Source organism: Mucilaginibacter polytrichastri (assembly GCF_001911425.1).
In the GTDB taxonomy this organism is placed as follows: Bacteria; Bacteroidota; Bacteroidia; order Sphingobacteriales; family Sphingobacteriaceae; genus Mucilaginibacter; species Mucilaginibacter polytrichastri.
Genome location: NZ_MPPL01000001.1, coordinates 3213494 through 3235612, shown reverse-complemented (window position 1 = coordinate 3235612; position 22119 = coordinate 3213494). Strand labels below are relative to the sequence as shown.

The window sequence follows — 22119 nt, the reverse complement described above, 5'->3', positions numbered from 1 at the left end:
TTAATTATAAGTAAGTGTTTAGCAAATCAATCAACAAATCCACATTAACTGGTTTGGATATGTAGGCATTAGCACCTGCTTCCAGGCATTTCTCCCTGTCGCCGGGCATAGCCTGGGCCGTTACGGCAAATACAGGTATATCCTGTATTTGTTTATTACCGCGTATGCGGCCCAGCGCTTCATATCCATCCATTTCGGGCATCATCATATCCATCAATACAACACCAATGCTATCATCTTGTTGTATCATATCAATAGCTTTTACGGCATCGGTTGATGACAGGCAGGCATAGCCTTTTGATCGTAAAGTGAGGCTCAACGCAAAAATATTGCGGGTATCGTCATCCACAATCAGTACTTTTTTGGCATTGGGAGTAGTGGTCATAACCAGAATTTAGTTTTTATCATATAGCCATACACGCAGCAACGATACCAGCTGATCAATATCAACCGGTTTAGAGATATAATCTGATGCACCCGCGCTAATGCATTTTTCGCGGTCGCCCATCATGGCTTTGGCGGTTACGGCAATAACCGGCAGGTTTTTAAACCGAGGGTTCTGCCTTATTTTGCTGGTACTTTCGTAGCCATCCATCTCGGGCATCATCATATCCATTAATACGATCGAGGTTTCGGGGTGATTTTGCAACTGCTGCAAGGCCTCTTTACCGTCTGTGGCAGATATTACGCGCATCTGGTGCTTCTCGAGCGATTTGGTGAGCGAAAAAATGTTGCGTACATCGTCATCGGCAATCAGCACGGTTTTATCTTTTAGTACCTCATTAAGCGGGCCGTTATTGTTAGTGCGCGATATATTGGGTTTAGTTGTAGTTTCTTCTACCAGGTGCATAAACAAAGCTACTTCATCCAGTATTCGCTGGTAGGAGTGGGCCGTTTTAACCACGATGGAGTCTGCATATTGCTTAATACGGCCTTCTTCTGCCGATGACAGGTTTTTGCCCGTAAAAACAATAATCGGCAGGTTTTCTAATCCCGGATTTTGTTTTACAACTTCCAGCGTTTCATAGGCATTTTTGTCCGGGAGGCCCATATCTAATATCACGCAGTCAACCTCGTTGTTTTTAAGTGTGTTTACACCATCACTCACGCTGCTTGATACGGTAGCTGATACATTAAAGCTCTCCAGGAAGTAAGCCAGCGCTTTAGCATGTTTGGCATTCTCTTCCACAATCAGCACCTTTTTTGGGCTTCGGCTTAAGGCATCTTCAAGCTTGGTAAACATCTGCTTCATCTGCTCCATGGCAACCGGCTTATTAATAAAGTCGACAGCGCCACGCAGGCGGCTTTCTTTTTTAGCTTCCATAGATGACATAATATGCACCGGGATAGGCTTGGTGAGTGGGTTGTTTTTCAACGCTTCCATTACCTCCCAGCCATCCATAACTGGTAATTGCAGGTCGAGCAGTATTGCCAGCGGGCGATATTTAAGGGCCATTTCTACTCCCTGGTCGCCACGTACGGTAATTACGCCTTTGTAGCCGCGCTGGCGGGTAAAGCCCAGCAGTGCTTTAGCAAATGCGGTATCATCTTCAATAATTAAAATGATCTTATCGCCTGTAACAATGCTTTCGCGGTCGTCATCAATATCGTTTGGTATCGTAGGCGATAGGTGCTTTACGCGGTCGCCTGCTTTTACCTCTTCAACAACTGTAGCTGGTGTGTCTATACGCAAGGGTTGCGGTAACGGCACGGTAGCAGGTTTTACTTTAGGTATAATTACGGTAAAGTTGCTACCTGTGCCCGGTTCGCTGGTTAGCTTAATTTCGCCGCCTAACAAGCGGGCCAGTTCGCGGCTGATAGACAGACCTAAACCTGTACCGCCAAACTTACGCTTGGTTGAACCATCGGCTTGTTTGAATGCCTCGAAAACCATTTCTTGCTTGTCTTTAGGGATACCTACGCCTGTATCTTCGACAGAAAATTCGATCGTTGAAGCATCATCTGCCGAAGGCTGGATCGTTAACTTAACAGATCCCGTGGCTGTAAACTTAAGCGCGTTACTCATCAGGTTTTTGATAATCTGCTCCAGGCGCATCTTATCGGTCTCGAAGGTATCAGTAGCTTTAAATTTATTGTCGATAATAAGTTCCAGTTTCTTTTCGCGGGCAATAGGGCTAAACAGCGATTGCATATCTGATGCCACACCGGCCAGATGGATGTTCTCATATTCGAGTTCCATTTTACCTGCTTCTATTTTAGAAAGGTCCAGCAACTCATCAATCAAATCCAATAAACCATTGCCAGAGTTAAGTATCACCCTTGCAGATTCGGTTTGCTCTTCGGTTAAGTTTTCTTCTGTATTCTCAGACAGGTATCTCGACAATAACAGGATAGAGTTTAGCGGCGTGCGCAACTCGTGCGACATGTTAGCCATAAACTCAGACTTGTACCGGGTAGTTTGTTCCAGTTCTGCCGCTTTACGCTGTATCTCTGTGTTACGCTCGTTGATAATTTTGTTGCGTTCTTCCAGTTCGCCGTTGGTTTGCTGTAGTTCTTCCTGCTGTACGCGCAGCTCTTCTTCTGATGTTTGCAAGCGCTGGGTATGCGCCTCCAGCTCGGTGTTCAGGTTTTCGAGTTCGCTGTGCTGTGCCTGTAACTCTTCAGACTGTGCCTGGGTTTCTTCCAGCAGCTCCTGCATTTTTTTGCGGTTTTGCGCACTTACTATGGCAATGCCGATGTTACCCGCTACTGTGCGTAAGAAATCGAATTTGCGTTCGGTGTAGCCATTAATAGAGGCCAGCTCAATAACACCACGCACCTTATTGTCTTGAAATACCGGGATGGCTATTACATTCTTAGGTTTAATACCACCGGTACCGTGGCTTACAGAAATATAATCAGGATCAATATCGTTCAAAAATATTTGCTTGCCGCTGGCGGCAACCTGCCCTAGTATGCCTTCGCCTGCGGGGATCAATTTATTGACATTTGTATTTAAGGCATAACCGCTTTGCAGTCTTAGCACATGGTTTTCAAAAGTATAAAAGGCACCTACCTGGCTTTTGGTATAGGTAGCCACAAAATCAAGTATATCATTAGCTACTTCGGCTACATCTTTTTCGCCCACCATACGGTCGTTAAGCTGGGCAATACCGGTTTGCAGCCATTCATTGTCAGAGAGTTTGGTAAAAGAGAAATCGAGCGATTCGGCCATTTTATTTAAAGAAACAGCCAGGCTGCCCAAGGTGTCTTTCTCTTTGTCAACAACCCTAATCTCATATTCGCCGTTAGATATTTTATCGGCAATACCTTGTATTACACCAATACGGTGTGATGTTTCAATATCTTTATCTTCCAGCGCTTTTTGCAAACGGTTACGCTCGGCCAAATCACTGGTTACTTTAAAGTAAGAGAATATCGAAATTATAATTGACAGGATAGCCGCAAACACTATTACAACTGGTGTAAAGGCCGAAAATTGTTTAAGCCTGGCAGTACGCTCCACCAACATCGCATTTTCGTCGTGCTCCATGGTGGCAACGGCTACACGTAAGGCATCCATATTGGCTTTGCCCTGGCGCAGGTCATCAACAGTAACAACCTGCCCCGATCTTTTTTTGTTTATTAGTTGTTCCAGCACGGTCATCCTTTTCAGCATGATCTGTTTTATCGCTCTCACATTTTCTTGTTGCCGGGCATTGTCTGTAGTTAAATCCTGAGCTCTGTTAGTGTTTAACAATGCTTTTTCATAAGAGCCGTTATACGGTTCCAGAAATTCGTCCCGGCTGGTTAATAAATAGCCACGCTGGCCTGTTTCGGCATCTTTCATGGTTGATATTACCGTTTCGAGCGATTGGATAACGCTGCTGCTATGGTCAACCATTTGCGAGCTGGCGAGCAGGTTTGTAATGCTGATGTACGAAACTATAGAGCTGATGATGAGCAACAGCAATGAAAGGCCGAATCCAATTTGCAGATTACGGGTTACAGTAGTTTTCATTGATAACTAAGTATATTTTTATAAGGTTTATTGCAATTTTTCTTTGTGGCTAGGGACGGTAAAGTAGAAGGTAGCACCATGGCCCGGTTCACTCTCTACACCAAATGTACCACCATGCCGCCTGATGATTTCGGCACAAATATAAAGGCCCATACCCAAGCCCTGAAAGCGGTTTGACGATTCTTCTACCCGGTAAAACTTATCAAAAAGCTGGTCCTGTTTTTCTTTAGGTATACCGATGCCTTTGTCGCGCACGCGCAATGTTACTTTATTGGCCGGTAATACGGCAACCTCAACAAAAATATCATTACTATCCGGCGAGTATTTAATAGCATTGGTGAGGTAGTTAAGCACTACCTGCTCTAAACGTAATGGGTCGCCCTGTATTTTAACATCGGCCAGGCCGGTTTTTATAATATGTTTGCCGGGGTACGATTGTTGAATAATATCGATAGCACTATCTACAAAGGGTTCAAAATCAAACTCTTTAAAATGATATTCGAGACTGCCTGAGATGATTTTTGAGGTATTGAGCAAATCTGCAACCAACTGGTTCAGCTTATTAAGCTGTGTTTTTGTACGGTCGAGGTACATGCGGGTATGCGGCTTATTATCTTTCTCGAAAGATTTTTCGGCCAGCTGTAAATAGCCTTTAACAGAGGTAAGCGGTGTGTTTAACTCGTGGCTGGCTATGCTGATAAATTCGTCTTTTTTACTTTCTGCTTCCTTACGGTACTCAATTTCTTCGAGTAGGGCAGCCTGTATGCGGTTAAGCTCGTCTGTTTGCTCGTAAAGTTTAATAAAGGTGCGAATCTTGAGTACCAGGATGTCCGGATCAATCGGTTTAACCAAATAATCGCGCCCGCCGGAGGCATAACCTTTACTGATAAACTGCTTATTAATTTTAACTGCCGATAGGAATATAATGGGGATATCCTTTGTTTTACTGTAGCCAACAATAGCTTCAGCCACTTCAAAGCCATCCATACCGGGCATTTGCACGTCCAGTATGATAAGTTTATAGGCGTATTTAAGTATTTTGCGTAAAGCTTCTTCTCCCGACAAGGCTGTATCGACGCTGAAATTATGCGTTTCTAAGATTTTTTTTAACGCAATAAGGTTTTCAGACTTATCGTCAACTATTAGTATCATGAATTTATCAATTCGGTAGATGAAAACGTAAATATAGAGCTCTGCGTTGTTTAAATCAATTATAAACAAGTGTTAACACTAAAATAATTTGTTGTAACTGTACTGTATGCTTTCGCATTAATCAATCATCGTCCGTAAGACTACGGGTTGTTGCTATAGAAAGTAAAATGTTCGTTTTTTGTTTTAATGTTTATCCGGCATTTTTTTAACATTCTTGGCAACCCAAAACAATTAAGTATTGCATAGCTTTGTTATATAACGGATATGGAAAGCAAAACTGCCAATTTTACGCATATTGATGCCAATACCAATTACCCAACCATGGTTGACGTAAGCGATAAACAGATTACCAAAAGAACCGCTGTAGCACAGAGTATTGTGGTTTTGGGCGATGAAATTATGGCGCTATTGAGCGGTAATGATATCCATACTAAAAAAGGTCCGGTTTTTCAGACGGCAATTATTGCGGGTACCATGGCGGCCAAAAAAACAGCCGATCTGATACCCCTGTGCCACCCCTTAGCGTTAGAAAATATTAAGGTTGATATCTGTATTAATGAAACCCGTGAAGTGGTGATTATGTGTACAGCTGTAATTACCTCGAAAACTGGGGTAGAAATGGAAGCCTTAACGGGGGCCAGTATAGCTGCCCTAACCATTTATGATATGTGCAAAGCTTTTTCGCACGATATTGTGATAAAGGAAACCAAACTGATACAAAAAACAGGAGGGAAAAGTGATTACCAAACCCAATAAACCACATCAGAAACACGCGCCTTTGGTGCGCCCCAACCTGGGTGATTTCGGCAAAAATGAACTTGGCATTTTGGGTGCGCCATGTGGTGTAATCCGCGGGTTGGTTGCACGTTGGCTCTTGTTGCTGGATGGTAAATGGAAGGTTGCTTACGTCGATGCCGATCATCGGGAAGATGGCTTGTCTGATGACCTGCTGGAGGGTGCTTCTTTGCAATATACCGACAAAATAAGCCACAAAAGGATAGATTTTAAACAGGAAAATATTACTCATTTAAGTAATAGAATATTGTTCAATAACCAGGACTTAGTACTGATTAACGGCAACCATTTTAACGCTAAAAAGCAGATTGTGATCATCCACCCCGGTAAGCCGCTGGATGAAAAGCTGGAAAAGCTGACCGATGTAGTTTTAATATTATTAAGCGAACATGCGCGCATTCCCGAATTTTTGGAAGCGCATTTACCAGATATTAAAAATATCCCTGTACTGGCTTTGCACGATGAAGCCCGGATCATTTCTTTCTTAACTATATTTTTGAATGAGGCTGTGGCCCCGCTGAGCGGGTTGGTTTTGGCTGGGGGGAAAAGTACCCGTATGCTTACCGATAAGGGTAGTATAGCTTATCACGGCATAACACAGCGAGCTTACATGTTTGAGATGCTGGGCCGGTTTTGCGCCCATGTTTACCTATCAGATAAGGGCCAGAATGGGTTCGAAACCATTGAAGACACTTTTACCGGGCTAGGGCCTTTCGGCGGGATATTATCTGCCATGCAGCGCAATCCAAATGCGGCATGGTTAACGGTGGCTTGCGATTTGCCTTATTTGAAGCCCGATACTATAGACTACCTGGTAAAGCACCGCAACCCATCTAAACTGGCAACGGCGTTTTTAGATAGCGACAGTAAATTTCCCGAACCGCTGATTACCATTTGGGAGCCGCGCGCTTACCCGGTAATGCTACAGTTTTTAGCGCAGGGATATTCGTGCCCGCGCAAAGTGCTGATTAATAGTGATATTGAATTGCTGACCGCGCCTGATGTAAGCGAGTTTAGAAACGCAAACAGCCCCGAAGAAAGAGACGAGGCCTTGCGCTTTTTCAAGTCAGAAAATCATTCTTTCTGATCTTCGATCAGCCATTTTAGCTTCTTGTAGCTTTGCTCGTGGTAAGTAACCTTGCCCGATTTAAAACGGCTTTCGGGATCGTACAGATAGGTTTTAATACCTAAATCCTGTGCCGCTTTTATTTCAGATTCGGGGTCATCACCTATGGCCAGCAACTCATTTTTATGGTAACCGTATTTCTCCATAATATCCACAAAAATATCGCGCTTGGTTTTAGAGCTGATCTCGGGATCGACTACAAAAACCTCTTTAAAATGGCTGCGAACACCCAATCCGTCAATTTTGCTTTGCTGTAGTTTTACAAAACCAAATGTGACCAAAAATTTGGGTAGGTTGATAGATTCAACAATCTCGTAATCTTTATAAGGCTTGATCGGCTTATTGTAGGTGGTGTTTTTCAATAGTTCGATAGCGTTGGTTGTAAACTCCTCGGTAAAACCATATTGACCTGCCACCTTTTGAAACGGAGTACGGCTTAATGCTGTTTTTGCTTCTGCTAACTGCTCATCATTAAGGTTGCCGCGATGCTCTTCCATCAAATGTTCAATTACTTCAAATATCTCGTCGCTGATTGATTTAGTTGGGAATATGGTGTTATCCATATCTAAAATAAGTGCCTTTATCATATTAATAAAAGGAAAAAAATATACGTAATGTTTTAACTATTGGTGATAGTTACCAGCTGATGCTGAAACCGCAGCTTATAAAGAAAAAAGAAACCCGTAGCCGAAACGCCGCATACTACCGCCATTGCCCACCACAAGGTAGTGTAACCCGATAGCGCAATGATCTGACTCCCAATAATTGGCGCTAATATCTGCGCGGTAGACCATGACATGGTGTACAAGGCTGCATACTGCCCGCGGTTATGATCGTTGGTGCGCACCACCCAAAAGGAGTTCATGAAAGGCATGGCAAACATTTCGCCAAAGGAGATAACAATGATAACCAATGTAGCCACCAGTACGCTTGGCGGCAGCCAGTTAACCATAGTAAGGGCAATGCCGGTTAATATTACACCCATGCAAATGTAGCGCAAAGGGTGCCGCTTACCTTCTAGTCCGCTTATTAGCACCATCTCTACAAAGGCCACCAGTAACCCATTCAATGCCATCATGCCGCCTATTACCTGTTCATTAAGGTGCCATTGTGTTTTATAAAATACCGGCTGTATGGTAAAGGTTTGAAAGAAGCACGTAGCAAATAAGGTGGTCAACAAAATAAAGACGAGGTATACAGTATCTTTGTAAGGCGAGCTTTTAGCGTCGGGATGGGTTACATCTGTATGTGGTTTTTTGTAGTTTGATCTCGGCATAATTTTCAGCAGCAACAAGCCCGACATTAGATTGGTGCAACCATCAACCCAAAACAATAAGTGATAGTTATGCGCAGCCAAAAAGCCGCCCAATGCACCACCGAACGACCAGCCCAGGTTTACCGCCAGCCTGTTGAGTGAATAAGAACGGGTTTTATTTTCGGCAGTGCTATAAGCCGCTATTGCGGTAGAGTTTGCCGGCCTAAAGGCATCATTGCACACACTTAATACATATACGCAGCAGCAAATGCTGATAAATGTAGTTTGATATCCTAATACAATAAATAAAAAACCTGCACTTATCAGCGAACCTACCTGCACATCATAAAATCCATATTTATCAGTAATTTTTCCGCCGATAAATGCCCCGGTGATAGAACCCACGCCAAACAAAGCCATGATGATACCTGCCTGCACAATAGTAAAATTCAGCGCCTGGGTGCAGTAAATAGTCATGAAGGGCAGTACCATGGTACCGCTTCGGTTAATTAAAACCACCAGCGACAAGTACCAACTGTTACGGGAGAGCCCGTTGTATGCTTTTTTGTAGAGTTGGATAGGGTTCATTTAGGAGATGTGCAATTGTGCGAATGTGCAAATATGCAGATGCTTTGATTTCGAATTTCAAATGTTCGATTTCGGATTTATTTGTACATCTGCATATTCAAATCATCCGCAGCTCAATGTCTTAATTTGCACATCTGCATATTCGCACATCTGCACATTAAAACAGCTTCGCCGTTCTGTTCCTCAAATAATGATCTGCAATAACCAATGCAGCCATAGCTTCAACAATAGGCACAGCGCGCGGTACTACACAAGGATCGTGGCGGCCTTTGCCTTGTATTTCGGCAGCATCGCCATTGGCATCAACCGTTTGCTGGTTGGTCATGATGGTAGCCACCGGTTTAAAGGCAACCTTGAACTCTATAGGCATGCCGTTGCTGATACCACCCTGGATACCACCAGAGAAATTGGTTAAGGTTTTGATCTGGTCGCCGGTGTTTACAAAGCGGTCATTATGCTCGGAGCCCTGCATTTCGCTGCCTTCAAAGCCCGAACCGTATTCGAAGCCGTGAACAGCATTAATGCTGAGCATCGCTTTGCCCAGATCGGCGTGTAGCTTATCAAAAACGGGCTCGCCCAAACCAACGGGGCAGTTGGTAATAAAGCAGGTTACTTTACCGCCAATGGTATCGCCCTGTTTGCGGATGATATCAATCTTTTCGATCATCTCCACAGCCGTAGCCGGGTCAACGCAACGGACAATGTTTTTCTCACGCTCCTCAATAAAAGCCTGCGGGTTGCTGATATCTACATTAGGCGCGTCAATTTTACCAACGCTGCTTACGTGGGCAATTACCTCGATGCCTTTTGCTTTCAGCATCAGTTTAGCCACGGCGCCTGCCGCTACACGCGCTGCAGTTTCGCGGGCCGATGAACGGCCGCCACCACGGTGATCGCGGATACCATATTTACTATGGTAAGTATAATCGGCATGCGATGGGCGGAACACGTCTGTATTATGGCTGTAATCTTTAGAGCGTTGATCTTCATTAGAGATGATCATCGCAATAGGCGTACCGGTAGTTTTACCTTCAAATACGCCCGAAAGGATTTTTACCGTATCTGCCTCTTTGCGTTGTGTAGTAATTTTAGACTGACCGGGTTTGCGCTTATCCAACTCAGATTGAATATAATCCAGATCAATGTCCAGTTGAGCCGGACAGCCGTCTATAATTACCCCAATCGCTTCGCCATGCGATTCGCCAAAAGTTGTTATCCTGAATATTTGCCCGAAGGTATTGCCTGCCATTGTCTGAGATGTATGTAGTCCGTAAGTCGGTAAGACCGAAAGTCCGGAAGATGTTAATAGTATTTTTGTCATTGCGAGCGATAGCGCGGCAATCTCGTAGTCAATGCTTATTCGATCTGCATAGCTACGAGATTGCTTCGTCGTACCTCCTCGCAATGACAATTTTTTTTTAACCGTCATGCCGAACTTGTTTCGGCATCCCACGTGCTAAGCAAACGTGCTTGTCCTGTGGGATGCTGAAACAAGTTCGGCATGACGGGGGTGTAAAACGTTAAACGTCAAGCGTTTCAAACCCTGCTTTTTCCAGATCTGTCCAGAATGCCGGGTATGATTTGTCAACCACTGCGGCTTCTTCAATTTCCAGTTCTGGAATTACCAGGGCCAGCGGTGCAAAGGCCATCGCCATGCGGTGATCTTCGTACGTTTTGATGGTCATTTTTTGAGGGATAAACTTCTCGCTGCAGTCCAATTTGTAAACCTGGCCTTTTTCAATCAGTTTAACACCCATTTTGCCCAACTCGTTTTGTAAGGCTGCAATACGGTCTGTTTCTTTAATTTTCAAAGTTTCCAGCCCGGTAAAGGTAGCTTCGTGGCCTAAAGCCGCACATACCACAATAACAGTCTGCGCCAAATCAGGGCATTGAATCATATCAAAGATCTTACGCACAATTGGCTTAGGTTCTTTCTTCAGATACACGCCACCGTCTTTAAACTGTGAGGTGATACCGAAGTTGGCCATAATTTCGCCAATTACGCTATCTCCTTGCAAACTGTATGAGGTTAGGCCGGGTAAAAATAGTTCGGCTTCGTCGCTTAGGGCTGCAATGGCATACCAGTACGATGCCGCGCTCCAGTCTGGCTCTACCCAAATGCTGGTTTCTGCAAATGGCTGCGGTGCAATGCTGATCACGTTATCTTCCCATTGGTGCTGGATGCCTGCCTGTTGCAGCATGCTCAACGTCATTTCTACATAAGGGCGCGATGTTAAGTCGCCTTCAATTTGTAGTCTTAATCCTTGGGTCAAACGAGCCGCGATCAATAATAGCGCAGTAATATACTGACTGCTGATATTACCCTGAATGCTTATCAGATCGGTTTTTTGTTCAAAGCCGCCTTTGATATGCAGGGGAGGGTAACCATCCTGTTCTACATAGGTAATATCTGCGCCAAGTGTACGCAAAGCATCAACCAAAATGCCAATAGGGCGTTGTTTCATACGCTCGCTGCCTGTAAGAATCACTTCTTCGTTAGCGATGGCATAATAGGCCGTAAGGAAACGCATGGCTGTGCCGGCAGGGCCAATGTTTATTTCAGTTGTCGGAGCCTCACCTAAATCCTCTCCGGAGGAGAGGATTTTAAGATCTTGATTCCTCAAAATATTGGCAAGTAGCACAGCATCTGCAGCGTCAGAAACGTTGGTTACTTTTACTTTACCCTGGCTTAAGGCCTCAATAACGAGTGCACGGTTGCACTCGCTTTTTGAGCCTGTGAGTTGTATTGTAGTATTTACCTTTTTACTGTTTTTACGCAGTATGATGTTTGGTTTCATCAGCAGTTATACGTGGGTTAAATTTTCCTTAACACCGGTACCAGCATTCATGATCTCGGTTTGTTTGCGGATTGATTCGCTGTGGATCAGCTCTAATAATTTCTCGGTAAAATCGTTATCTAGTTTCAGAGCTTTACCGTATTGAACGCCTTTTTTCAAAATCTCATCCCAACGGTTAACTTGTAAAATAGTGATGCCGTTATCTTTTTTGTAGTTACCGATTTTCTCAACAATCTGCATACGTTCAGCTAATTTCTGAATTACTAAATCGTCAATTTTATCGATGCTGCTGCGCAGGTCGGCTAAGGCATCTTTAATTTCAGCGCTTTTAACTTCCGGCTTACGTAATGTAAGGTGGTCAATCAGTTCGGCTAATGCTTTAGGGGTAACCTGTTGTTTAGCATCGGTCCATGCTACAGAAGGGTCGATGTGCGATTCGATCATTAAACCCTGCATATCCATATCCAAAGCTTTTTGGCTGATGTAAGGGATCAGGTCGCGGTTACCGGTAATGTGGCTTGGATCATTGATAATCGGCAGATCTGGTGCATGCGTTTTTAAGTTGATGGCCAGATCCCACATTGGCTCGTTACGGAAAGCAGATTTCTCGTAAGAAGAAAAACCACGGTGAATAGCCGCCAGTTTAGTAATACCTGCATTGTTGATGCGCTCTAAAGCACCTATCCACAAGGTAATATCAGGGTTTACCGGGTTTTTAACCATTACCGGTACATCAACACCGCGCAGTGCATCGGCAATTTCCTGTACGGTAAAAGGGTTAGCGGTAGAGCGTGCACCTACCCAAAGGATATCCACACCTGCTTTTAATGCTTCTTCTACGTGTTTAGCAGTGGCAACCTCCACAGCGGTTGGCAAGCCTGTTTCTGCTTTAGCGCGTTTTAACCATTCGAGGCCAATGCTGCCAATGCCTTCAAACTCTCCGGGGCGGGTACGTGGTTTCCAGATACCGGCGCGTAGCGCGCTTACTTTGCCTGTTTGGGCTAATAGGTGGGCAGTTGCTACTAACTGTTCTTCAGTTTCGGCACTGCAAGGGCCTGCAATTAAAAGCGGTTGATTGTCGTTGGTTGCTTTAATCCAGCTGCTAAGGGGTTGTATTTTAAGATCAAGTTTCATACTACGTTTTGTTGGTCCGAAAGTCCGTATGACCGAAAGTCCGGAAGTTTTATTTTATATTTTACTATTGTTATTTACTCTTGAATTTTTTTGTACTGTAATGTTTCATCTTACGGACTTTCCGACCCCGGACTTCCAGACTACTACACGCAAATTTACTCTTCTACATACCTTTTATATTCACCCAGTATGTTAAAATTGTGTGTATATTTTAATACCTGGCGAATGGCTGTATCGTAAGCTTTATCATCTTCCCATTCCACGTCCACATAAAAATTGTATTCGTTACGCTTGCCCAATACCGGCATCGACTGGATCTTGCTCATGTTAACACCTTCTTCAGCAAGAATATTTAACACCTTGGCCAATGAGCCGACTTCGTTACTTACCTGGAAGCACAATGATGCTTTATTAGCGTTGATATTAACCGCATTTTCGTGATGGGTAAGGATCAGGAAACGGGTGAAATTCTTTTTGTTCGATTCAATACGGCGCTCCAAGATTTGCAGGTCGTACAATTTGGCGGCCAGTGAGTTTGCAATAGCAACGGTATCGGTCAGTTGCTCTTCGCGGATGCGTTTGGCGCAGGCCGCAGTATCGCTGCTTTCAACTACTTTCAGTTGCGGGTGTTCGTTAAAGAAATCATCACACTGGCGGATGGCAATAGGGTGCGACATCGCAGTTTTTATATCCTCAAACTTAACACCCGGCAAACCCATTAAGTGCAGTTGGATAGGTAGGTATATTTCGCCGATTACAGGGAAATTGTAGCTCAGCAATAGCGAATAGTTTGGTAAAATGCTGCCTGCTATGCTGTTTTCGATAGCCATTACCACATAGTCGGCTTCGCGAGCCTGCAACTTGTCGAATGTTTGTTTAAACGAGTTGCACTCTATCGTTGTAATGTTTTCGCCAAAGAATTTAAAGGCCGCTTCTTCGTGAAAAGAGGCCCTGATTCCTTGTATAGCTACCCGTGGTTTCTGCTGTTCCATAATGCGTTAAAAAAAAAGTCCCGGCTGTTGGGCCGGGACTTTTTCTGATTTTTGTATGTCTTGTTATGGCATATATCAGTCCCGGCTCTTACTGCTAAAGTAAAAGTAGAAACCAAAATAATATGCACCTGTGTATTTCATTTTTATTATTACTGTGGTAAATGTACTGTTAAAAATTAAATTGTCAATAGAAAATTTTTATTTTGTTAAAATAAAGGGGGTAAACAGAATTTAATTGGGTAAAATAAAGATTTGGCAGTTATTGGGTGATTGAAAAAGTGGTCTTTTTAATAAGCTCCGAATTTAATTTGTTACTTATCAATAATTTTTAAATGGCGGTACAATGCTTATCTGTTTTATGGTTGTGCTATTTTTTATGATATGATTCAATTTGAAGAACGTTATTAAAGGTTGCGGAGCAGATCTAACATCGCTGAACGTTAGGAAAGAATCAGCAGGATTGGACCCGTTAATATCGCCATCGTTAACTTTATAATATATCTGCAGGTCCTTGAATTTCTTATTGCTTTTTAAATGAACAACATAATTGATGGACGAATCGATATTATATTTTTTGATCAGATGTGTATGATCTACTATAACTTGTTTTTCGCACCAACCATCGATGATTTTTAAAGTGTCGCTTTTGTAAATTATCTGCTTATCAGAGAATATAAGATCACCAATGAAAATATTGTTCTTTATTGAAATTGCTTTTGTTGCACTCGCATTAGTATTCTCAGTTAAGCCTAAGAAATCGAAATAGGAAAGATGAGCATAAGCGATTGCCAGCATTATTAGAGATGATGATATGATATAAATGGTTTTTTGTTTGTGATACTTAATTAAAACGGAAAGGATGATTATAGTAGAAACTACAACGTTGAATATGAAAAATAAATTAGTTAAACCGGCAGCTTCAAAGTCGTTACCATTATTGGTTAGTTTGATAGTTATATCAGTTACCAGTATTGGTGCTATTACCAATAGCATACATAACCATACGGGGGTATTGAATTTCGCTGATAAGTAGGCAATTATACCAGCTATAACGAAAGTAAAGATTAATGCGGCTATCGATAAGTAATGCCCTAAAATCGCATCTGCAATTATCAGTACAGTAGTAATCAGTATTACTTTAAGCGTGTTCATTAATATTGCGACAGGTTAGACATCGAACAATAATAACGAATTTAATTAAGTAAAATCTACGCTGCCTTCTCCTGCTTATATTCCCTTTGCAAGGCCCTTGCCGTTTGCGTGCTGCCATCGTGGCTCCAACCTGGTGGGTTAAATAGATAGCCGAGTTTGTTTTTAATACCAGGTGCTTTTTTTACATCATGCACCAGTGCTTTCCATTCGTGGAAAATGATGTTGACTGCGCTGGTATCTTCGGGTTGGTGGGTGAGGCCGTATTTGATAGGTTCGGGCAGGTTTTCATCCTGATAGGTGCCGAATAGGCGGTCCCAGATGATGAGCATCATGGCCATATTTTTATCGAGGTAGGGGATGTTGGAGGCGTGGTGTACCCGGTGGTGCGACGGGGTAACAAAGATCCAGCCGTACCATTTGGGCAGGTTAATCTGGAATTGGGTATGTACCAGATTACCGTAAAGTTGGGTGATGAGGTAGGCATACAATATATCTATAGCGTTAAAACCCATCAAAGCCAGTGGTAGGTAAAAGAAAACCCGGTACAAAGGCTCGAATACGGTAGACCGGAAACCGGTAGAAAAGTTAAAATGCTCCGACGAATGGTGGGTTACATGCATGGCCCAAAAAAAGCGGCAGTAATGGCCGGTGTAGTGTAACACCCAGTATAAAAAATCCTGCGTTACAATAAGCACAAACCAGTACCAAAATACATTGCTGATCTCGAACAACCTGAACTTGTAAAAGTATTGCAGTACAAAAAACGTGGATCCCTTAACAACCAGGTTAATAAAAAAGGTAATGGTAGTTAAATAGATATTAGTAAGCGTATCGCGTTTTTCGTAATAATGACGGTTTTCGCGGTAGCTAAGCCACATCTCTGTAATGGTTAAGGTAACCAACAGGGAAATTAATACTACTACAGCATCATTTTTAGCATTAAGGGGAATCATACTAACAATAACTAAAAAAAGAAAGAATGTGTTTTGAACGAATTACAACGCTGCGTAGTATTTTAAACTCTCGCAAAGTTCGTCTTCCGTACAAATCTGATTTATTTGATAAGCGCCTACAGCCTTTAATAACGTACAATTAATGGTATTTCCTTCGTTTTTCTTATCCTTCTTCATTAGTTCAATTAAAGCACCGAATGTTGATTCTTTAACTTTGTATTTAGGATAAAATCGGGTTAATACTTTAACTATATCATTAAGGCCGTCTTCGGTTAAGCCGGCATTCTTTTTAACGGAAAGCCAGGCCTCGCAAATCATCCCGATGGCAATAGCCTCGCCGTGGGTAAGGTGATCCGCATCGTTATCAAGCGAATAAGTTTCAACAGCATGGCCAACCGTGTGGCCAAAGTTTAAGGCCTTGCGGTGGCTTTTCTCCGTCGGGTCCGAAATTACGATCCGGTTCTTGATTATCACAGATTGCGCGATCAGATCAGTAGATGGGATAGATAGATCACTGTTTTTAAGCGCTTCCCAATAATCTGCATCAGCAATTAAGCCGTGCTTCAACATCTCGGCCAGGCCGGATAGTATTTCTCTTGATGGCAGGGTTTTCAGGAAAGCCTGCTCTATAAATACGGCTTTAGGTTGGGTAAAAGTACCGATGATGTTTTTAATACTATCCATATCGATACCGGTTTTGCCGCCAACAGAGGCATCAACTTGGGACAATACCGTAGTAGGAACGTTTACAAAATCAATACCCCGTTTAAAGGTTGATGCCGCAAAACCACCCAAGTCGGTAACCACACCGCCGCCTACATTAATGAGTAGGCTATGGCGGTCTGCACCAAAATCGATCAGCATTTTCCAAACACCGATGCAAAAGTCGATAGTCTTGTTTTCTTCGCCGGCGTTAATCTCTATCAGGTCGTAAGTTTTACCTGCAAATTTCTCTTCTACCAAGGGCAGGCAATGTACACTGGTATATTCGTCGGTAAGGATAAAAAATTTAGAGTAATTACCCTGCTCCACAAAATTGGCCAGCTCATTAAGGCTATCGTTTAAGTAAACATTGTAGCCAATGCTTTCTATCGTATTGTTTTGTACTGTATCCATAATTAAACTACCGTGATCTTTTGGCCCCTGAAGTCAACAACGTCACCTTTTTTTACTTTAAGGCGTTTACGGTAATCAACCTCACCATTGTATTTTACTTCGCCCTCAGATACTACAATTTGTGCTTCGCCGCCGGTTTGTACCAGGTTTGTTGCTTTTAACAGTTGTATAAGGGGGATATATTCGCCTTCGAGCTCAAAATTTATCATGATGGCAAAAATAAACTATTCGCAGGATAATGAGTTATAATAATGCATTTTCTAACTTTGCCAAATGGTTTCTAACGATACTTCCGCTGCACCCAAAAAAAACGTTCTTTCTTTCGAAAACACCGAGATTGCTTTTAAGCATCTTTCTAATGGTAGTTTAGATCGCGCTTACTGGTTATTTAAGGCTATTAACAATAACACACTGGTTAAAGTTGGCCCGCCAATGACCAATTTTGCGATGAAGATTGGCCTGCCGATTAAGAGTATAATTAAAGCCACCATATTTAAACAGTTTTGCGGCGGCGAAACCATTGCCGAATGCGATGCCGTGATTAAAGAATTACAAGCGGGGCATGTAGGTACAATTTTAGATTATTCTGTAGAGGGCGAAGATGAAGAATCTATATTCGATTTTACCCGCGACGAGATTATCCGCACCATTAACCGCGCAACAGGTGACAAAGCTGTGCCGATCACTGTATTTAAAGTTACCGGTGTAGGCCGTTTTGGCCTGCTCGAGAAATTAGATACAGGCGCTGCCCTTACTGCCGAAGAAGAGCAGGAGTGGCAAAAAGTGCAGGAACGTGTGTTGGCCATTTGCCAAAAGGCGTTTACCGCCGGCGTGCCCGTAATGGTTGATGCCGAAGAAACCTGGATACAGAAAACAATTGACGGCCTTGCCATGGATATGATGCGCAAGTTTAACCAGTACAAAGCCATTGTTTATAACACCTACCAGATCTATCGCCATGATAAGCTGGAATCATTAAAAGCCGATTTTAAAGTAGCCAAATTGGAAGGCTTTATCCTGGGTGCCAAGCTGGTGCGTGGCGCTTACATGGAAAAAGAGCGCAGGCGTGCTGCCGAAATGGGGTACCCTTCGCCCATACAAGCTACCAAAGAAGCAACCGATAAGGATTACAACGAAGCTCTGAAATTTTGTACCGATTACATTGAGAAAATTGCTTTTGTAGCCGGTACGCATAATGAGGATAGCTGCCTGGTACTTACCAACCTGATGACGCAGAAAGGCATCCCGCATAACCACCCGCATGTGTATTTTTCGCAACTGCTTGGTATGAGCGATAACCTGAGCTTTAACCTGGGCAGCGCCGATTATAATATTGCTAAATACGTACCTTATGGCCCTGTTAAGGCAGTGTTACCATACCTGTTTCGCCGGGCGCAGGAGAATACGGCTATTGCAGGCCAAATGAGCCGCGAGCTGAGTTTGATTTTAAAGGAAAAGAAACGCAGGAAGGTATAGTGGACTTACGGTGATGTTTAGAAGCCACTTCGAAAACACAAGGGGACTTTTTTATTTTACTTTTTCCCGGTACCTAGGTTTTATTTCAAATAGATCAAGGTCTTTTACATCTGTCAATTTATTTATTAATTCAGCGGTGCCTCCAATGAATGATATATCAATGTCAAAATCAGAAAACAATACACCATTCTTTTGAGTCAGGGAAAATTGCAGTTGGATTATCCTTTATTTCATTCTTAGCCCAAAGTTCTTCTAATTCGGAAAGTAACCCTTTATATATATGGTCTTCATTCCAATCACTGGTTTTCAAAAAGCAGTAATAATAATTTACTTCTACGTCGCCGTGTATTTCTATGATGGAGTCTCTGATTTTTGTAATTTGAGTATTATCTAAATCCCCTTCGCTAGGAAACCAAATATATTCCGGCCATTTCTTTTTTTCTTTTATAATTTCAAGTCTTATTTCTTCTGTTATAGAAACTGCTGTTTTTAAATCGAATTCTTTATTATACAAATGAAAGAAATTAGGCCACGTTAAGGATTTAAAATACATTCTATTCTGATCTTCTACTTCCTTCGTAATTTCGACCCCACTTTCTTTTAATTTTTTTATTTCAAAATTTATCCAAAATGGATGAAGGATAATCATATATCTTTCAAAAATCAGAGGGCAACATACCGTAAGAAGATCCCAAAAACGATCGTTAATTGAGTAGTCGTCTTTTCTATCTACTTCTACATTAGGTCCTAAGGATGCTTGCCTTGAGATCCAATCTGGTAACTCTGGATTAGCTTTGTTCATACAATGTTTTATTCTGTTAGAGTAGTCTAAAATATAAATCTAGAATCTCAAATATGACATTTGCATCAGTGGATTCGCCTCTTATAAGTCATATACGTTTACAAAGACATATTTCTGCAGTGGATTAGGCGTTGATCTCCGCTGAATTTGTATCGCGCATTTTTAAAAGAAGGCTATTACGACGGAATCCCTATAGCCGGATCAGGAAGAATATACCGTAACAATCAGCTTTGGATAACTCTTACTGCTCATCGCCGTGGCTCTTACTTTCTGTTGCTAAAATAATATCGCGAATTTTTTCGTCAAGCTCCTGGGTAGATGTTTCTACCATTAATAGCTCGTCTTTGCCAACCTCGTAATTGTGCGCTTTAAACACATTCATCAAGCCCAGTATAGAGGCCAGCGGTTTGCGCACCTCGTGCGATTGGATATGTGCTATTTTAAGCAAAGCCTCATTTAATATTTTGTTTTTATTACGGATAGCCTTGTTTTTACGCCTGATGATAAAGTACTGAAATATTAACACGATAGAGAGCCCCAGAAAAATAACTGAGCTTACCAATACTGTTATAATGGTTAGGTTCTTGGTTTTTTCAGACTGGTTGAGTAATAGGATCTGCTGGTCTTTTTTTACAGCTTCATATTTCAGCTGCATATCAGCGGTTTGCCTAACGCTTTTAACCATTTGTAAAGAATCGCGCATGCTGGCTACCTTGTTACTGGCCATTAAAGCCTGCTCGTAATTATGGTTGTACAGATAGCAAGCGTACATGGATTCGTAAACCTCCATTTGGCGGTAGGGTTCGTTGATCTTTCTGGTAATGGCAAGTGCCTGATTTAAATAGGCCAGGCCTTTATTATGTTGGCCCATGTAGTATAAAGCCTCCCCAAGCCAGCAATAAGAGTAAGTTAAAGAGCGTAACTGATTATACTTATTAGCCAGCGTAATGGCCTTATCAGTATAGTATAACGTTTTATCGTAAGCTTTTTGGTCTTTGTAGTTCTGTGCTATGTTATTGTAAAAGCGTATTCTGAGCTTTTCATAGGCATTGCTGGATTCTGCTATCTTAAGCCCCTCAAATTGAAGCTTGAGGCTGGTTAAATCATCTTGCGGGCGTTTTATTTTTAAATAATAGGTATGGGTAAACATGGCTTTCAGGCCAAGCATTTCTATTAGCCCGGTGGTATCATGGTGTAGTTTGGCAGCGTTTAAACCTTTGTCGGCAGTGCTGTTTGCCATTATATAATTACCGTTCTCTTTGTGCAGGTTGGCAATAATGCGGTAAATATGTGGCAATGGCTGGTTTATCTTCCACCTTTCGGCATCCTCCAGCGCTTTAATGGCAATTTGCATGGCTTGCGAATGGTTGGCAGATTGCCAGAAATAAGTTGACTGAAATATTTCGGCATATACCAATGCTTTCTTATTGCCGGTGTGGATGTTAATATGGTATAATTGCTGTATTATCGGTAGCAGCAGCTTTGTATCTGCATTCTCAATTTTACCAGCCCTGGCTATTAATTGGCTAACGTGTGCGGTATCGGCATAAGCATTCGGCTTGTAGGTATTTTGTGTACTTGCATGTTGCCGGCAAGATGACAATATAGCCAATGACCATAGTGCAATAACGAGGTAATATGTTTGATAAGGTTTATGCATTACTTCACCAAAGTGAACGAGATGCAAAGTACAAATTTTTATCCTGAAAAGATATTTACTTAATTAAAGCCAACAAAGTTTTGATTTTGTATAGCTGCCTGGCCAAATGCATACTTATGTTAATAGGACAGCGTATTTCTTCTGGCAAAATGCCGGCTATTTCTGCAAATACCTGCTGGGCCATTTTAACTAGCCGGTGGATATTTTAGAAATAGGCCGCTAAATAGAGATGAGTAATAAAAAAAACCGTAAACCATCTCTTTTAACTATCATGAAATTTAGTAGCATGATTTCTCAGTGCATATCTCACCAAGGTTGTTTGTAGTATTTAGCACTAATCAATACTGTAAATCATCCGGAAATTGATATTTTTAAACCATGGAGCAAGTTACCCTCAGTAAATCACAAATAATCAGGTCTCGTGTTAAAGGCGTTGTAGGCGGATCGATAGGTAATTTGGTGGAGTGGTACGATTGGTATGCTTACTCGGTGTTTGCGCTATACTTCGGTGGAGCATTTTTCCCGAAGCAAAATGAAACCGTACAGTTGCTTAACACGGCAGGGATATTTGCTATCGGGTTTTTAATGCGCCCCATAGGAGGGTGGGTAATGGGCACTTATGCAGATCGTAAAGGCCGTAAGGCGGCGCTTACCTTGTCTGTATTGCTAATGAGTGCAGGCTCATTAATAATTATGCTGGTACCGGGCTACAAGCACATTGGTATTGCTGCCCCAATTATACTGGTATTAGCCCGTATGCTGCAAGGTTTAAGCATTGGTGGCGAGTATGGAACCGCAGCGACTTACCTTAGCGAAATTGCACCTAAAAAACATCGTGGGTTTTACTCCAGCTTTCAATATGTAACATCGTGCATGGGGCAGTTAATTGCCCTTACCATCTTATTGGTGCTTCAGCGGTTTTTGCTAACCAAAGAACAACTGGGCGACTGGGGCTGGCGCATTCCGTTTGGCCTGGGTGCTGTGCTGGCCGTATCTGCCATTTACCTGCGCCGCAGTTTACTGGAAACAGAATCTTTTAAAAACGAAAAGGTATCCTTATCCCGCAAGGGCACATTAACCGAATTACTGAAGTACAAAAAAGAAGTACTGCTGATAGTTGGCTTTACTATAGGTACAACGGTGGCCTTTTATACGTTTA

At 42.4% G+C, this 22119-nt stretch carries 19 protein-coding genes; 4 read left to right on the top strand and 15 right to left on the bottom strand.

Features of this window, described 5'->3' with window-relative positions:
* Positions 1–4: 4 nt before the first annotated feature.
* The 3 genes from RG47T_RS13770 to RG47T_RS13760 are packed head-to-tail and all read right to left on the bottom strand — an operon-like array spanning position 5 to position 5113.
* Positions 5–385: a response regulator gene (locus RG47T_RS13770; protein WP_074490007.1), complete on the bottom strand. Its 381-nt coding sequence runs from the start codon at positions 383–385 to the stop codon at positions 5–7.
* Positions 386–394: 9 nt separating this feature from the next.
* A complete protein-coding gene (locus RG47T_RS13765; RefSeq protein ID WP_074490006.1) occupies positions 395–3961 on the bottom strand; it encodes a response regulator in 3567 nt (1188 codons plus the stop codon).
* Positions 3962–3988: 27 nt separating this feature from the next.
* Positions 3989–5113 (bottom strand): hybrid sensor histidine kinase/response regulator, encoded by a 1125-nt coding sequence (locus RG47T_RS13760; RefSeq protein ID WP_074490005.1) that lies wholly within the window; start codon positions 5111–5113, stop codon positions 3989–3991.
* A 264-nt stretch (positions 5114–5377) separates the two neighbouring features.
* Here RG47T_RS13760 and moaC point away from each other — a divergent pair, with 264 nt between their 5' ends.
* Together moaC and RG47T_RS25560 are read left to right on the top strand one after the other, a co-directional pair.
* Positions 5378–5869 (top strand): cyclic pyranopterin monophosphate synthase MoaC, encoded by a 492-nt coding sequence (moaC, locus tag RG47T_RS13755; RefSeq protein WP_074490004.1) that lies wholly within the window; start codon positions 5378–5380, stop codon positions 5867–5869.
* Positions 5850–6995 (top strand): NTP transferase domain-containing protein, encoded by a 1146-nt coding sequence (locus tag RG47T_RS25560; protein ID WP_083627404.1) that lies wholly within the window; start codon positions 5850–5852, stop codon positions 6993–6995. Before moaC ends, RG47T_RS25560 begins: the two co-directional genes overlap by 20 nt.
* Here the strand turns inward: RG47T_RS25560 and RG47T_RS13745 are convergent.
* The 10 genes from RG47T_RS13745 to RG47T_RS13700 all read right to left on the bottom strand — a co-directional run bounded on the left by RG47T_RS13745 (position 6983) and on the right by RG47T_RS13700 (position 17231).
* On the bottom strand, positions 6983–7621 hold the full coding sequence (locus tag RG47T_RS13745; protein ID WP_074490003.1) for an HAD family hydrolase: 639 nt from the start codon (positions 7619–7621) through the stop codon (positions 6983–6985). The two genes, RG47T_RS25560 and RG47T_RS13745, sit on opposite strands and share 13 nt — an antisense overlap.
* A 32-nt stretch (positions 7622–7653) precedes the next feature.
* Positions 7654–8877, bottom strand: a complete 1224-nt coding sequence (locus RG47T_RS13740; RefSeq protein ID WP_074490002.1) for an MFS transporter — start codon at positions 8875–8877, stop codon at positions 7654–7656.
* 157 nt (positions 8878–9034) lie between these two features.
* A complete protein-coding gene (aroC, locus tag RG47T_RS13735; protein ID WP_074490001.1) occupies positions 9035–10126 on the bottom strand; it encodes a chorismate synthase in 1092 nt (363 codons plus the stop codon).
* A 271-nt stretch (positions 10127–10397) separates the two neighbouring features.
* Positions 10398–11675, bottom strand: coding sequence for a 3-phosphoshikimate 1-carboxyvinyltransferase (gene aroA / locus RG47T_RS13730; protein ID WP_074490000.1), 1278 nt, complete (start codon positions 11673–11675; stop codon positions 10398–10400).
* A gap of 6 nt (positions 11676–11681) precedes the next feature.
* On the bottom strand, positions 11682–12809 hold the full coding sequence (locus RG47T_RS13725; protein ID WP_074489999.1) for a chorismate mutase: 1128 nt from the start codon (positions 12807–12809) through the stop codon (positions 11682–11684).
* Between the two features lie 155 nt (positions 12810–12964).
* The gene (locus RG47T_RS13720) at positions 12965–13801 is read right to left on the bottom strand and encodes a prephenate dehydratase (protein WP_074489998.1); all 837 of its coding nucleotides are present in this window, start codon (positions 13799–13801) and stop codon (positions 12965–12967) included.
* Positions 13802–14119: 318 nt separating this feature from the next.
* Positions 14120–14953: a hypothetical protein gene (locus RG47T_RS13715; RefSeq protein WP_074489997.1), complete on the bottom strand. Its 834-nt coding sequence runs from the start codon at positions 14951–14953 to the stop codon at positions 14120–14122.
* Between the two features lie 56 nt (positions 14954–15009).
* Positions 15010–15906: a sterol desaturase family protein gene (locus tag RG47T_RS13710; RefSeq protein ID WP_074489996.1), complete on the bottom strand. Its 897-nt coding sequence runs from the start codon at positions 15904–15906 to the stop codon at positions 15010–15012.
* A 42-nt stretch (positions 15907–15948) separates the two neighbouring features.
* The gene (gene aroB / locus RG47T_RS13705) at positions 15949–17022 is read right to left on the bottom strand and encodes a 3-dehydroquinate synthase (protein WP_074489995.1); all 1074 of its coding nucleotides are present in this window, start codon (positions 17020–17022) and stop codon (positions 15949–15951) included.
* Between the two features lie 2 nt (positions 17023–17024).
* Positions 17025–17231: an RNA-binding S4 domain-containing protein gene (locus RG47T_RS13700; protein WP_074489994.1), complete on the bottom strand. Its 207-nt coding sequence runs from the start codon at positions 17229–17231 to the stop codon at positions 17025–17027.
* Positions 17232–17295: 64 nt separating this feature from the next.
* Here RG47T_RS13700 and RG47T_RS13695 point away from each other — a divergent pair, with 64 nt between their 5' ends.
* Entirely contained in the window at positions 17296–18498 is a 1203-nt protein-coding gene (locus RG47T_RS13695) for a proline dehydrogenase family protein (RefSeq protein ID WP_074489993.1), read from the top strand.
* Positions 18499–18667: 169 nt separating this feature from the next.
* Here the strand turns inward: RG47T_RS13695 and RG47T_RS13690 are convergent, their stop codons facing one another.
* Both RG47T_RS13690 and RG47T_RS13685 read right to left on the bottom strand, forming a co-directional pair.
* Entirely contained in the window at positions 18668–19300 is a 633-nt protein-coding gene (locus RG47T_RS13690; RefSeq protein WP_074489992.1) for a hypothetical protein, read from the bottom strand.
* A gap of 241 nt (positions 19301–19541) precedes the next feature.
* Entirely contained in the window at positions 19542–20960 is a 1419-nt protein-coding gene (locus RG47T_RS13685) for a tetratricopeptide repeat protein (protein ID WP_074489991.1), read from the bottom strand.
* A 378-nt stretch (positions 20961–21338) separates the two neighbouring features.
* Between RG47T_RS13685 and RG47T_RS26750 the strand changes: the two genes are divergently transcribed.
* The coding region (locus RG47T_RS26750) for an MFS transporter (protein WP_253187521.1) at positions 21339–22119 on the top strand (781 nt) is incomplete at its 3' end.

Excerpts from the sequence above, each read along its gene's own strand:
- aroA (WP_074490000.1), bottom strand. The coding sequence starts at position 11,675 with ATGAAACCAAACATCATACTGCGTAAAAACAGTAAAAAGGTAAATACT.
- RG47T_RS13710 (WP_074489996.1), bottom strand. The coding sequence starts at position 15,906 with ATGATTCCCCTTAATGCTAAAAATGATGCTGTAGTAGTATTAATTTCC.
- RG47T_RS13695 (WP_074489993.1), top strand. The coding sequence starts at position 17,296 with ATGGTTTCTAACGATACTTCCGCTGCACCCAAAAAAAACGTTCTTTCT.
- RG47T_RS13725 (WP_074489999.1), bottom strand. The coding sequence starts at position 12,809 with ATGAAACTTGATCTTAAAATACAACCCCTTAGCAGCTGGATTAAAGCA.
- RG47T_RS13765 (WP_074490006.1), bottom strand. The coding sequence starts at position 3,961 with ATGAAAACTACTGTAACCCGTAATCTGCAAATTGGATTCGGCCTTTCA.
- RG47T_RS13760 (WP_074490005.1), bottom strand. The coding sequence starts at position 5,113 with ATGATACTAATAGTTGACGATAAGTCTGAAAACCTTATTGCGTTAAAA.
- RG47T_RS13770 (WP_074490007.1), bottom strand. The coding sequence starts at position 385 with ATGACCACTACTCCCAATGCCAAAAAAGTACTGATTGTGGATGACGAT.
- RG47T_RS13720 (WP_074489998.1), bottom strand. The coding sequence starts at position 13,801 with ATGGAACAGCAGAAACCACGGGTAGCTATACAAGGAATCAGGGCCTCT.
- RG47T_RS13690 (WP_074489992.1), bottom strand. The coding sequence starts at position 19,300 with ATGAACAAAGCTAATCCAGAGTTACCAGATTGGATCTCAAGGCAAGCA.
- RG47T_RS13685 (WP_074489991.1), bottom strand. The coding sequence starts at position 20,960 with ATGCATAAACCTTATCAAACATATTACCTCGTTATTGCACTATGGTCA.
- RG47T_RS13745 (WP_074490003.1), bottom strand. The coding sequence starts at position 7,621 with ATGATAAAGGCACTTATTTTAGATATGGATAACACCATATTCCCAACT.
- RG47T_RS13715 (WP_074489997.1), bottom strand. The coding sequence starts at position 14,953 with ATGAACACGCTTAAAGTAATACTGATTACTACTGTACTGATAATTGCA.
- RG47T_RS13740 (WP_074490002.1), bottom strand. The coding sequence starts at position 8,877 with ATGAACCCTATCCAACTCTACAAAAAAGCATACAACGGGCTCTCCCGT.
- aroC (WP_074490001.1), bottom strand. The coding sequence starts at position 10,126 with ATGGCAGGCAATACCTTCGGGCAAATATTCAGGATAACAACTTTTGGC.
- moaC (WP_074490004.1), top strand. The coding sequence starts at position 5,378 with ATGGAAAGCAAAACTGCCAATTTTACGCATATTGATGCCAATACCAAT.
- RG47T_RS13700 (WP_074489994.1), bottom strand. The coding sequence starts at position 17,231 with ATGATAAATTTTGAGCTCGAAGGCGAATATATCCCCCTTATACAACTG.
- aroB (WP_074489995.1), bottom strand. The coding sequence starts at position 17,022 with ATGGATACAGTACAAAACAATACGATAGAAAGCATTGGCTACAATGTT.